The organism is Hydrogenophaga sp., from assembly GCF_018780075.1.
Taxonomy (GTDB): Bacteria; Pseudomonadota; Gammaproteobacteria; order Burkholderiales; family Burkholderiaceae_C; genus Hydrogenophaga.
Genome location: NZ_JADMKB010000102.1, coordinates 1 through 13,352 on the forward strand (window position 1 = coordinate 1; position 13,352 = coordinate 13,352).

General features: G+C 69.1%; 7 protein-coding genes and 1 pseudogene. 1 reads left to right on the top strand and 7 read right to left on the bottom strand.

Features of this window, described 5'->3' with window-relative positions:
• Both IV088_RS16980 and IV088_RS16985 read right to left on the bottom strand, forming a co-directional pair.
• The coding region (locus IV088_RS16980; RefSeq protein ID WP_291104592.1) for an ammonium transporter at positions 1-1,543 on the bottom strand (1,543 nt) is incomplete at its 3' end.
• A gap of 30 nt (positions 1,544-1,573) precedes the next feature.
• The gene (locus IV088_RS16985) at positions 1,574-1,912 is read right to left on the bottom strand and encodes a P-II family nitrogen regulator (protein WP_236962762.1); all 339 of its coding nucleotides are present in this window, start codon (positions 1,910-1,912) and stop codon (positions 1,574-1,576) included.
• Positions 1,913-2,217: 305 nt separating this feature from the next.
• Here IV088_RS16985 and IV088_RS16990 point away from each other — a divergent pair, with 305 nt between their 5' ends.
• A complete protein-coding gene (locus IV088_RS16990; protein WP_291104596.1) occupies positions 2,218-3,771 on the top strand; it encodes a YifB family Mg chelatase-like AAA ATPase in 1,554 nt (517 codons plus the stop codon).
• 121 nt (positions 3,772-3,892) lie between these two features.
• Here the strand turns inward: IV088_RS16990 and IV088_RS16995 are convergent, their stop codons facing one another.
• The 5 genes and pseudogenes from IV088_RS16995 to IV088_RS17015 all read right to left on the bottom strand — a co-directional run.
• On the bottom strand, positions 3,893-9,100 hold the full coding sequence (locus IV088_RS16995; protein ID WP_291104599.1) for a DNA repair ATPase: 5,208 nt from the start codon (positions 9,098-9,100) through the stop codon (positions 3,893-3,895).
• Positions 9,101-9,125: 25 nt separating this feature from the next.
• Entirely contained in the window at positions 9,126-9,671 is a 546-nt protein-coding gene (locus tag IV088_RS17000) for a zf-TFIIB domain-containing protein (RefSeq protein ID WP_291104601.1), read from the bottom strand.
• A gap of 25 nt (positions 9,672-9,696) precedes the next feature.
• Positions 9,697-11,835, bottom strand: coding sequence for a hypothetical protein (locus tag IV088_RS17005; protein WP_291104603.1), 2,139 nt, complete (start codon positions 11,833-11,835; stop codon positions 9,697-9,699).
• A gap of 70 nt (positions 11,836-11,905) precedes the next feature.
• Positions 11,906-12,529, bottom strand: coding sequence for a ubiquinone biosynthesis protein (locus IV088_RS17010; RefSeq protein ID WP_291104606.1), 624 nt, complete (start codon positions 12,527-12,529; stop codon positions 11,906-11,908).
• Between the two features lie 193 nt (positions 12,530-12,722).
• Positions 12,723-13,352: pseudogene (locus IV088_RS17015) on the bottom strand (hypothetical protein); the annotation flags it as partial.

Genomic DNA, 13,352 nt, shown 5'->3' on the forward strand with positions numbered 1-13,352 from the left:
CGGTTTCGCCGTGCGAGCTGATGTCCAGACCTTCGCGTTCCTGCTCTTCGGTCACACGCAGGCCGATGGTCAGGTCGACGATCTTGAAGGCGATCACGGAAACCACGCCCGACCACACGATGGTGATCAGCACGGCCTTGGCCTGGATCCAGACCTGGCTGGCGATGGCGTAGGCGTCGGGAGCGACCATGGCGACCGTGGTCCAGTCGGCCACGGCGCTCGGGCCACCCAGGTTGGGGCTGTTGAACACGCCGGTCAGCAGGGCACCGATGATGCCGCCCACGCCGTGCACGCCGAACACGTCGAGCGAGTCGTCCGCACCCAGCATCTTCTTCAGGCCGCTCACACCCCACAGGCAGGCGAAGCCGGCGATGCCGCCGATGATCAGCGCGCCACCGATGCCGACGTTGCCGGCGGCGGGGGTGATGGCCACGAGGCCAGCCACGGCGCCGGACGCAGCGCCCAGCATGGAGGCCTTGCCTTTGGTCAGCGCTTCACCGACACACCAGGCCAGCACGGCGGCGGCGGTGGCGATCAGGGTGTTGATGAAAGCGAGGGCGGCGTAGCCGTTGGCTTCCAGAGCGGAGCCGGCGTTGAAGCCGAACCAGCCCACCCACAGCAGCGAGGCACCGACCATGGTCAGCGTCAGGCTGTGAGGCGCCATCGATTCCTTGCCGTAGCCGATGCGCTTGCCCACCATGTAGGCACCCACCAGGCCAGCGACGGCGGCGTTGATGTGCACCACGGTGCCGCCGGCGAAGTCCAGGGCGCCCATCTGCCAGATGTAGCCGGCCTTGCCGGTCATCTCGGCGGCCACGTCGGCCGAGGCGTAGGCGTCAGGGCCCATCCAGAACCAGACCATGTGGGCGATCGGGGCGTAGGAGAACGTGAACCAGATGGCGGTGAACAGCAGCACAGCGCTGAACTTGATGCGCTCGGCGAAGGCGCCCACGATCAGGGCGCAGGTGATGCCGGCGAAGGTGGCCTGGAAGGCGGCGAACACGAGTTCGGGGATGTAGACACCCTTGCTGAACGTGGCGGCGTTGGTGAAGGTGCCGGCGACGTTGTCCCAGGTGCCCTTCAAGAACAGCCGGTCGAAGCCACCGATGAAGGCGTTGCCTTCGGTGAAGGCCAGGCTGTAGCCGTAGACGGCCCACAGCACGACGATCATCGCGAAGGTGACCATCACCTGCATCAGCACCGACAGCATGTTCTTGCTGCGGACCAGGCCGCCGTAGAACAGGGCCAGGCCGGGCACGACCATCAGGATGACCAGGATGGTGGAGACCATCATCCAGGCGGTGTCACCCTTGTTGGGCACCGGTGCGGGCGCGGCAGCGGCTTCGGCCGGTGCAGCAGCCGCTTCGGCGGGCGCGGGAGCGGGAGCGGGGGCGGCTGCGGGTGCAGCGGCGGCGTCGGCAGCAGGCGCTGCGGGGGCGGTGGCCGCAGGGGCGTCAGCAGCGGGAGCGGTCTGGGCGACGGCGTTCAGGCCGCCAAAGGCCAGGCCCACGCCCAGCAGCAAGGTAGCGAGTAGCTTTTTCATGTTCGTGCGCTTTCGTGTGCGGGGTGGGGATCAGAGCGCTTCTTTGCCGGTTTCACCGGTGCGGATGCGAACCACCTGTTCGAGGGAGGTGACGAAAATCTTGCCGTCGCCGATCTTGCCGGTGCGTGCGGCACCTTCGATGGCTTCGATCACGCGGTCCACGAGGCCGTCGTCCACGGCGGCTTCGATCTTGACCTTGGGCAGGAAATCGACCACGTACTCGGCGCCGCGGTACAGCTCGGTGTGGCCCTTCTGGCGTCCGAAGCCTTTGACTTCGGTGACGGTGATGCCTTGCACGCCCATACCGGACAGCGCTTCGCGCACTTCGTCCAGCTTGAACGGCTTGATGATGGCGGAAACCATTTTCATGCTGTGTTACCTCTTCTAGATCAGGGGAGATGTCCGGGCCAACCGGCTGACACCACGGGTTGATGCAATCGCTTACAGGGCTTAGCAGGGACCGTGCCAAGCCGTGCGACGGCACTGTCGCGAAAACGCCGGTTTTCCCCCGGGCGGGGGCTGGCCGGCGGCCCGGCCTGTGACATCATGAAAACGTGCGTGCGGGCCGCGGTGACCACCACCCCGGACCTTCGCACCAAACAAGTGCGATCGGGAGCCCTGCGTTTCCCGACCCACCGCCGTGGGGCATGCACCGAAACAGGGAGAAACAAACGATGAGTCTGTCTTTGGTGCACAGCCGTGCGCTGCTGGGCCTGGAAGCACGGCCGGTGCAGGTGGAAGTCCACCTCGCCAACGGCCTGCCCAGCTTCACGCTGGTGGGCCTGGCCGACACGGAGGTGAAGGAAGCGCGCGAACGCGTGCGCTCGGCGATCGCCAACGCCGGGCTCGAATTTCCGAGCAACAAACGCATCACCGTCAACCTGGCCCCGGCCGACCTGCCCAAGGACTCGGGCCGTTTCGACCTGCCGATCGCGCTGGGCATCCTGGCCGCCAACGGGCAGATCAGCGCCGCACGGCTGGCGGGCTGGGAGTTCGCCGGCGAGCTGTCGCTGGGTGGCGAGCTGCGCCCGGTGCGCGGCGCGCTGGCCATGAGCCTGGCGCTGCACCGCGACGCGGGCGATGCCGCGGAGTTGTCCAAATTGGTGCTGCCGCCCGGCAGCGCCGAAGAGGCCGCGCTGGTGCCGCAGGCACAGGTCTACCGCGCACGGCACCTGCTGGACGTGGTGTCGCGGTTCCTGCCCGACGGCGCGGCGGGTGCCGGCGAGGCACCGCCCGACGACGGCGGCTGGGCGCGCCTGGCACCGACCGCCATCGGCCAGACCCCGAGCTACGCCGACCTCGCCGACGTGAAAGGCCAGGCCGCCGCCAAACGCGCGCTGGAGATCGCCGCCGCCGGTGGGCACAGCCTGCTGATGCTGGGCCCGCCCGGCTCGGGCAAAAGCATGCTGGCGCAGCGTTTCGCCGGCCTGCTGCCACCCATGGCCGCCATCGAGGCGCTGGAATCGGCCGCCGTGGCCTCGCTCGCCGGGCGCTTCAGCCTGGAGCGCTGGGGCCAGCGACCCACCTGCGCGCCGCACCACACCGCCAGCGCGGTGGCCCTGGTGGGGGGCGGCTCACCGCCGCGGCCGGGCGAGATCTCGCTCGCGCACCACGGCGTGCTCTTTCTGGACGAGCTGCCGGAATTTCCCCGGGCGGCGCTGGAGGCCCTGCGCGAACCGCTGGAGAGTGGCCACATCCGCATCTCGCGCGCGGCCATGCAGAGCGAGTTCCCGGCGCGCTTCCAGCTCATCGCCGCCATGAACCCCTGCCCCTGTGGTTTTCTCGGTCATCCCACCCGGGCCTGCCGCGACACGCCCGACCAGATCGCGCGCTACCAGAGCAAGCTCAGCGGCCCGCTGCTCGACCGCATCGACCTGCACGTGGAGGTGCCGGCGCTGCCGCCGAACGACCTGCTGCGCGGCGTGGCGGGCGAGCCGAGCGCGGCCGTGCGCGAGCGCGTGGTGGTGGCGAGGGAACGCGCGATCGAGCGACAAGGCGAGGCCAACCAGGCCCTGGCCGGGCAGGCGCTCGACCAGCACGTGCACGCCGATCCGGCCGCGCTCAAGTTCCTCAACACCGCCGCCGCGCGGCTGGGCTGGAGCGCCCGCAGCACGCACCGCGCACTGCGGGTGGCCCGCACCATCGCGGACCTGGCGGGCATGGATGAGGTGGGTGTGGGGCACATCGCGGAGGCGGTGCAGTACCGGCGGGCACTGCGACAGGCCTGAGCGGCTGTGCACGACGCCTGTACCCGCCCAGGCGCAGTGACCCCGGCGACGCCCCGGGTCTGATGGAGGATGTGCATGCGGCGCTGGCCGCCGCCACGGCTCCTGCGGCGGTCCGCTCACGTCATTCGTTCTTGCTCCGCAAAGCCGCCTGTTTGGCCTTGAGTTCGTCCAGCTGGTTGGCCACGCGTTCGACATCGCTTCGAATGGACGAGTCCATCTGCAGCCGTCGCTCGGTGGCCGAGATCAGCGGCAGCAGGATCTTGCGGTAGGTGACCGCGATCTCCAGCACGGCTTCGGCCAGACGGGTGGCGTCGGCCTGGCCGGTGTCAGGTGCCGGGTTGGCCGGCTTGAGCCCGTCGACCGCGCGCGCCACGTCCAGCAGGGTGCTGGCGATGCGGGTGCTGCCGTCGGTGTCGCTGCCGCCGAGCTTGCGCTGGCGCACGAACTCGCCGCAGATGTCCGCCCAGCGCCGCGCTTCTTCGGCCGTGGGGCTGCCCAGCAGCTGCGCGAGCTTGAGCAGGTTTTCTTCGGCGCCGGTGGTCAGTGTCTGCGCCTCGCCGCGGTAGTGGTCGCGCAGCAGGGCGTCGAGCTCGTCGTCGCGCATCTGCGGCGTGATCTGGGCCGCGAGCTTGGTCATGTTGCGGTAGCTGCCCTGCAGCTTGAAGGGCGGCTCGGTGCGGTAGTCGTCTTTCTGCGCCGCCGACTCGATGTAGCTCAGGTTGACCTTGAGCAGCAGGTCGCGCGCGCGGAACAGGCGCTTGAACAGCTCGGTGAGTTCGTCGAGCTCGGCCGCGCCGTAGGGGTGCGCGAACGCGGTAGCCGGCACGTCCTGCCCTTCGGCCCGCCGCACGAGCAGGTGCACGTCTTTCGGGTCGCGCGATGAGAGCGGCAGCAGCACCGGGTTGGCGGTCAGCGCGTTTTCCAGGTACGACAGCGCGAACAGCGCCTCGCGCCCCGAGAGCACGTCGCCCAGGTTGTGGATGTCGGCGCGGTTGGCCAGCATGTCGGGGATCTTGAACACGTCGCCCGACTCGGTGTAGGGGTTGCCCGCCATCACCACGGCAAAGCGCTTGCCGCGCAGGTCGTAGCTGCGCGACTCGCCGTTCCACACGCCTTCGATGCGGCGCGTGCCGTCGGCCAGGGCGATGAACTTCTGCAGGAACTCGGGGTTCGTGTGCTGGATGTCGTCCAGGTAGAGCATCACGTTGTTGCCCATGGCCAAGCCGAGGTTGAGCTTCTCCAGCTCCTGGCGCGCCGCGCTGTGTTCGGCGCTGGCCGGGTCGATGGAGACCACGTCGTGGCCCAGCGCCGGGCAGTTGATGCGCACGAACACCATGCCCAGCCGGTCGGCCACGTATTCCATCAGCGTGGTCTTGCCGTAGCCCGGCGGCGAGATCAGCAGCAGCATGCCCATGCGATCGGTGCGCGAGGCGTCGCCCGCGGCGCCGATCTGCTTGGCGAGGTTGTCGCCGATCAGCGGCAGGTAGAGCTCGTCGATCAGGCGGTTGCGCACGAAGGTGGACAGCGGCTTGGCCTGGAACTGGTGCAGGCGCAGGCGTTTTTTCTCCTGCGTGACCAGCTCGTGGCGCAGGCGGTGCCAGGCTTCGAAGGCGGGCACGTTGCGGCTCTGGTGGTGCAGGAAGCGTTGCCAGAAGTCATTGAGGTTGAGCGCCATGCCGCCTTGCACCACGCGCGGGTGCTCGCTCAGCAGGCCGTCCACCGGCGTCTGCAGCACGGCGTTCACGCGCTCGCGCGGCACCGGCAGACAGAGCACGCCGGCGGCTTCGTCCACCCAGCCCACCGCATCGGTGGCCTGCGCGGTGGCGAAGGCGCGCACCCACTCGCGTGCGCGGTGCCAGCGTTCGCCGGGCATGCAGGCGTCCAGGTCGTGCTGCCAGTCGACCCAGCGCCCGCCGCGCTCCAGCTCGCGTTTGAACGCATCGGCCAGGTCTTGCGCCGGGCCGGACACGACCCAGGCGGGCGTGGCGGCGTCGTGGGCCGCGAGCTGGCGCACCAGGTAGGCGGCGGCCTGCGCGCAGCGCGTGGCCTGTTGTTCGGCGTCTGCACCTTCGCCACCCAGCGCGGGCTGGAACTCGTCGGTGAAGCGTTGCAGGGCGGCGGTGGTGTCGGCCTCCACGGCTTCGAGCGCGGCCTGTGTGCCGAACAGCTGCTGCATCTGCAGGGCCGCGCGGGCGCGGCGTTGCAGCGCATCGCGCTCGTTCACGAAGCGGCCGTGTTGCCAGTAGAGCAGCGCCAGCGTGCGCTCCGAGGGGCCCCAGGCCAGCAGGCCCGCGCCGTCCTGCATGCGCACCAGGGCGGCGGCGAGGCGGGCGGCGTCTTCGTCGTGCACGCCTTTCTGGTAGCCCTCCTGGTAGCGCGGCGCGGCAAAGGCGCGCACGCGCTCCAGCAGCGGCGCGGGCTGCTCGGGCGTGGCGGCCTGCACCGAGCCCACCAGCGTGGCCCAGTCCAGCCCCTGCTCGCCGCGCAGCGCCGCCTGCACCAGGCAGCCCGCGAGGTACTCGGCGCGGCACAGCTCGGCCGTCTCGGACACCATGGCCTGGTCCCAGCGCCCCCGGAAAGCATCGAGCCGCGCGTCCTGCACCGGGGCCAGGTAGTCGGTGCCGGTGATCTGGAAGCTCAAGGCCCCCTGGCTGGGCACGAGCGAGAGGTCCAGCGGCTGGCGCTGGATGGTGAAGGCGTGGCGGCCGAAGCGCAGCGTGTTGCCGTCGGCGGCGACCAGCTCGCTCTTGTCGCGCACCGCGCGCAGGGCCTGGTCGCGCGCGGTCTTCAGGCGCGTGGCGATGTCGTCGGCCTGCACCTGAGCGCCCAGGGCGCGCAGGTCGGCCATGAGCTGCTGCAGCTTGGCCAGCAGCGGGTCGCCGGCGAAGTAGCCGTGGATCTGGCCCACGTCGGCAAAACCGGCCACGCGGCGCGGAATGCCGTCGAGGATGCGCCCGGCCGCCTCGCTCACCGCCTGGGCGCGGCGCTGGCGCGCTTCGACCAGGGTCTGGCGCCGCGCGGCGAGCGCGTCCACCACGGCCTCGCGCTTGTTCGCCACGTCGGTGATGAAGACCTCGTGGTCAGCAAAGCGGCCTTCGAGCTCTTCGAGCTGCGCGAGTAGCCTGGTCAGCGCCTCGTCGCATTTCTCGGGTGTGTCGGCAAACTCCAGCGCGTTGTCCACCGCCTGGCCAAACAGCTTGAACTGAGCGCCGAACTCGGCGGCGGCCTCGGTCGCGCCCAGGCTCTTGCGGCGGCTGCGGGTCTCGGCGCGCAGGCGGTTGATGTCGGCGTAGAGGCCGGAGATGCGGTCCAGGATCGCCGTGCGCACCACCGCGTCGCCGCCGGGCAGGCTGCCCAGCTGCTCGGTCAACAGGTCCAGCCCGGTGGCCTGCTGATCCAGCGTCTCCAGCAGCTGGCCCAGCGCAGGCGAGGTGTGGGCCTGGGCCAAGGCGGCCGTGGTCTGCACCAGCGCCTGCTGGTGGCCGTCGAAGGCGTTTTTGTCGGCCAGGAACTGCATGGCCTTGTGGCCCACCTGCAGCTGCTGCGCCTGCAGGGCCTGGTCCATCGCCTCGATGGTGGCGAGGTCGGCGTAACGCAGCTCCTTGAGCGGTTGCAGCCGCCCGCGGCGCTCGCGCAAGCGCGCCAGGGCCTGCACGAAGTCTTCGGGCTTGCGCCACAGCGTGCTGGCGATGTCGGTCAGCAGGGCGTGCTGCTCGCCTTCGGCCTGCTGCAGGGCGCGCGCCGTTTCGCGGCGGATGCTGTCGACCTTCTCGAACTCGGCCAGGGTCTGGCGCGCGCCTTCGACGATGGCCTGCAGCTCGGTGCCTAGGCGCTGGGCCTCGGGCTCGCCGAGCCAGAAGTAGGCGTCGCCCACGCGGGTGCACTGGCGGATCAGGTCTTCGTAGGCGGTGCGCGTGGGCACCTGCTCGCGCACCGCGCGCGCGATGCCCATGAGGTCGGACACGCCGCGCACCAGCTCGGCGTTGCCCACCTTGGCAAAAAAGCCGGTGCCGCGCGGCAGCGAGGCGGCGTGCTCCTCGCTGGCGAACGGCGTCTGCCACAGCTGCATGGGGTGCACGCGGGTGGGCTCTTCGTTGTCGGCCAGGAAAACCAGCATGCGGCCGTCGGGAAAGCGCGCGTAACCGTGCGCCACGATGGGCGCGGCCAGGGTCTTGTTGATCAGGTGGTAGCTGAACAGCGCGTAGTGGCCGCCGCCCGGCTGGTAGAACACATAGAGCACTTCCTCGCCGTGCGGCGAGCGCAGCATGCGCTTGAAACGCAGGCTGCTGCTGAGCGCGGCGGGCAGATCAAAACGCTTGTACTCGCCCGACTGCAGGTACATGCCGCCGGGAAAAATGATGCCGTGGTCTTCGGGCAGTTGCACGCAGGAGACACCGATGGCGTCGATGCGCTCGACCTTCTGCGTGCGGGTGTTGAAGACGAGGTAACGCGTCTCGGACTCGCGGTAGGGCTTGATGCGCAGCAGGATCAGCAGACCCAGGCGCGCCCAGGCCACCTCGGCATCCACCAGCGCCTGGTGCTTGTCTTCCACCGGCTCGCTGTAGATGCCCAGCCCGGTCTCGGTGTTGTTCTCGACCTTGACCGTGAGGTCGCCGCCCAGGGTCTCAACGAAGATGGTGTCGAGCACGTTGATGTGCGGGTGCTTGCCGCCCACGTGGTCTTCGCGCGTGGCCACGGTCCACTCAAAGTCGTGGGTGGCGGGAAGCGCCATGTCGCGCTCGCCGCGGTTGTCCACGTAGCGCACCGCGCCGCCGGGCTCGATGCTCCAGCGGAACACACGCAAGTCGTGCAGCTGCTGGCCGATCTGGAAGGCCGCGAGCAGCTTGTCTTGTGTGACGCGCAGCTGCAGCAGCGTGGCCTGCTTGTAGTAGGCGTGCAGCTCGCGGAAGTCGGCCACGAAACGCGGGTCGTCCAGGAAGCTGCCGGCCAGCGGCACCGCTTCGAGCTCGTCGGCGCCGTCGTGCTCGGCCAGGCGGTAGAGCGCGAACACGTCGCCCACCGCCGTCTCTTTCTTCAGGCCGATGAAGACGTTGTAGCCGAACAGCAGCACGTCGCCGATGCGCACCAGGTCGCGCGCGACGCAGTTGTTCTCGGTGCGCGCGCGGGTGCGCAGCAACAGGTTTTGTTCGGAGCGACCGAAGGTGCCCAGGCGCGCTTCGTTGAGCGCCTGGGTCTTGTGCTGCAGCGCGTCGCCCTGGGCCTGCAGGCGCTTTTTCAGCAGCTCGTAGCTGCCGCCGTCGGCTACCAGGCGTTCAACGGCGTCGACACCGGTTTCCCCACCCGGTGCCGCGAGATCTTGTCTGGACATGTCGGACTTTCTGTGCTGCCTGGGGTCACCAGCCGTTGCGGATCAGCTTGAGCACCACCCCGGGTTCGGCCTGCTGCTGCAGCCACTGCCGGATGCGCAGCACTTCGTCGATGCAGTCCGCCCCGTGGCGCTGGCGCACCTGGGTGTCGCGCCGCTCCTGCGCCCCGTCCTCACGCAGCTGGCGCTGCCACATGTCGGACAGCACGTCGTCGAGCCGGGCCTGCTGGAACTGCAGGGCCGCCCACTCGCCACCATCGAGCCACACCGCATGGCAATGCACGCAGCGGTCGATGCGGATGTCGGGCTGGCCACCGGTGCGCAGGCGCTCCATGAGGCGTTGGCAGGCCGGGCAGGCCCGCGCCGGCGAGTCCGCCTCGGGCAGCCAGTGTTCGGCCAGCTCGGGGGCTTCGGCCAGCGGCGCGCCGCTGTTGATCCATTCGCGGTGGTCGTCCAGGCGAACCCAGTGGCCGTTGCATGCCACGCATTCGCGCGTGGGCAGGCCGGGCGAGAGCGCCTGTTCGCTCAGGGCCGGTCGGTGGTCGCAGGCGCAGCACTGCCAGGTGTTGGACATGGTGATGTCTCCGTTGAAAAAGGGATCAGCCTTTGTCCAGGCCATTCACCAGGGTCCGCAGCGCTGTCTTCTGGGCCTCATTGCCCTCGCGCATGACCTTGGTCAGCAGGCCCGCCACCGTGAGGTTCTGCACCTCACCGGACGAACTGCCCAACGCGCCCAGCAGGCTCTGCAGGTCGGGCACCACGTCGCGCTCACCCGAGAGCTGGTCCCTGAACGCCACCTGCAGCGTCTTGCTCTTGTTCACCACGCCGTCGATGCCCTTGCCCACGGCCAGCGCGCCCACGAAGCGGTCAAAGTAGTCGCCCTGTCCGCCCACGATGTCGATCTTGGCGTTGGCCATGGCGGCACCCAGCACCTCGGCCTGCTCGCGTGCGATCGAAGTCTGCGCGTCGATGCCCTTGACGGTCTCCACGTGCGCCTTCTCCAGCTGCATGCGGAACTCTTCGTGAGCGCGGGTTTCGCCGCTCATGGCGCTCATGGCCTCGAACTTCTCGCGCAGGCCCTTGGCCTCGGCCTGGAAGCGCGCCTCGATGGTCGCGGCATCGGCCTGACCGGCCTTGACCACGGCGTCCGCGTCGGCCAGGCGCACCTGCACCTCGGCCAGGCCCAGCTTCTCCTTGCCGCTGGCCTCGGCTTCCATCTTGGCGCGCACGCCCACGGCCTCGGCCTGCGAGCGCAGCTCCATCACCTGCGCGTTGGCCTGGCCCTCTTTGAGCGTGGCCTCGGCGGCAGAGACGCGCACGTGCACGTCGGCCATGCCCTGCTTCTCCACCGCGTCGGCCGTGACCATGGTGACCTTGGCGGCTGCCAGGCCGGGCGCGGCGGTGAGGGCCTCCAGGCCTTCGGCTTCGCGCTTCTTGGCTTCGGATTCCTTCTCGGCCACCTTCAGCCGCGCATCTGCCAGCGTGGTCTCTTCGGTGGCTTTGTGGCGCGCCTTGCGCTCCTGCGCCTCGGCGGCCTTCACTTCGATGATCAGCTTCTCTTCGGCCTGGCCCTCGGCCAGGATCACGGTCGACTGCTTGGTGCGGTCGGCCTCGGCCACCACGCGCAGTTCCTTGATCGCCTCTTCCTGCTCGGCCACCGTGCGCTCGACCACGATGCGTTCGCGGATCACGTCGGCAATCGCCTTCTTCTGCACCTCGACCGCCTTGTCCTTTTCGATCTTCTGCAGCGTCACTTCCTTCTCGCGGTCCACCACCTCCAGCTCGCGGGCGCGGATCACTTTTTCTTCTTCGATGGCCACCGCGCGCTTGCGGTTGTTTTCGGCCACTTCCTTCTCGCGCAGCACGTTCTCCTGTTGCACCGAGACCGACTGCTCGGCCGCCAGACGCGCCAGCTCGGACTTGGTCTTTTCCTCGGACTGGATCTTCGAGGTCTCGGCCTCTTCGCGGGCCCGCACCGAGGCCACTTCGCGCGACTGGCGGGCCTGGGCGTCGGCGGCCTGGCGCTCCAGTTCCAGCAACGCCTCCTGCGTTTCCACGTTCTTCTTCTTGATCTGCATCTCTTCGTTGCGGCGCAACTCGTTGGTGCGCACGTGCTCCACCGCCGTCAGCTCGGTGATCTTCTTGATGCCCTGCGCATCGAGGATGTTGTTGGCATCGAGCTTGGAGAGCGGGGTCTGCTCCAGGAAGTCGATGGCGGCGTCATCCAGCACGTAGCCCGAGAGATCGTTGCCGATCTGGGCAATGATTTCGTCGCGGAAGCGGTCGCGCGCCTGGTACAGGTCCACGAAGTCCATCGCCTTGCCCACGGTCTTGAGGGCTTCGGAGAACTTGGCCGAGAACAACTCCTCCAGCGTGTCCTGGTTGGAGGCACGCGCGCAGCCAATGGCCTGCGCCACCTTGAGCACGTCGTCGGCGGTCTTGTTCACGCGCACGAAGAACTTGACCTTGATGTCGGCGCGGATGTTGTCGCGGCAGATCAGGCCCTCGTTGCCCGAACGGTCGATGTCGATGGTCTTGACCGAGATCTCCATCAGCTCGGCCTTGTGGATGATGGGGTAGACCATGCGCCCGGTGAAGGTCACCTCGGGCTCGGCGCGCAGGGTGTTGATGATCAGCGCGTGGCCCTGTTCGATCTTGCGATAGAACTTGGCGAACATGGCGATGAAACACAGCAGGAGAAACGCGGCGATGCCGGCGGATACGAGGATGGGCTCCATGGGGCTCCTTGATTTCGAAAAGTGAAGACGGAAACGGTGTGCTGCGATGCAGCCGCTGGCTCGCGCAGGTTCAGGGCTCGGGCTCGATGCGGTAGCGGTTGGCGGCTTCGTCGTAGGCCAGGATGACCGCGGCGTCGCCCTTGGTGAGGCGGTTGTCGTCGGGGGCCCAGACGCGAATCTGGATGCTGGCGCCGCGCTGGGCCACCTCGGCATGGCCGTGGCGCCCGTCCACGCGCTGACTCATCACGGTACAGGTCTGCCCCACCAGGCTGGCGTTGCCCATGGCCTGGTGGGTCACGAACAGGCCGCGCAGCGGCCGCACCAGCAGCGCGGTGGCCAGGATCGCCAGCGCCACACTCAGCAGCAGCACGCCGGTGCCGACCACGATCTGCAGCGTCAGCGTCGGCACCAGCGGCATCAACCACTCGCCCGCCAGACAACTGAGCGTCCAGGCCACCAGCACCAGCACGCTCAACGCGATGGAAAACGGCACACCGCTGAGGCCCATCGCCACCATGTAGCCGGCCAGGGTGGATATCTCGCCCGGGTCGCCGTCGGCCTGGAGCCCCAGCTCCATGTCGATGCCCGAAGATTCAAAATCCACCCAGCCCACCAGCGCCAGCAGCCAGTACACCAGCACCACGAGCAGCAAGGCCGTGAGGATGGCGGTGGGGTATCCGATCGCGGCGTCCATGAAGCGGTCCATCCGCCCCTCCCTTTGCGTTGAAATGGTGATCGGCCAGGTCAGCGCCTGACTTTTTGTAACGATTATCAGGGGCGCCCAGCCGGCTTCGTCAAGTGGATCCACTTTTGCGTCACGCGCCCAGCACGGGCGCACGGGCCGCGTGGCGGGCACGCCCGCAAGCAGGGTCCCACCAGGCCCCTTTTCAGTTCGATTGCTGGCGGCGCGCCTCGTCCATCTGGCGGAAGCGCACGCAGACGGGATCGCTGGCGAACGAGGGTTTGCCGCACTCCCGCATCCGGCAGAAATCGCGCGCGAGGAAATTGCCGCTGCCCGCGCAGACCTGGTCCACCGTCGCGCCGGGGGTAGCGCCGGGGGCGGCGGGGGTGGCAGACGGCGCGGCGGTGGCGGCCGCCGAAGCGGGGGCGGGTGGCGCCGATTCCGCGGCCACGGGCCGGGGGAACGCGGGCGCTTCGGCGCGGCGTCGGGCCTCCTCGGCCCGATGCAACTCCTTGACGAGCTTGGCGCGCTGTTGCTCCAGCTCCTGCTGGTGCACGCGGTCGCGCTGGGCCAGACCTTCCACCGACTCGCGCAGGCGCTCGGCGGCCGACACCGCCTCCGGGCTCGGCGGCGGCACCGCGGTCTCGCTGCCCACCGGGACGGTCGGTGCGGCCACAGGCACCGCTTCGATGGGAGCGGGCTGGGTCGCGGCCGTGGCGGGGAGAAGGGTCTGCGGCGGCTTGGCCACGAGCGTTCCCGGCTGATGCGCCAGCGACCACCACACCAAGGCGGCGATGAGCACCAAGGCCACCAGCGCACCGGCTTTCAGGGCGCC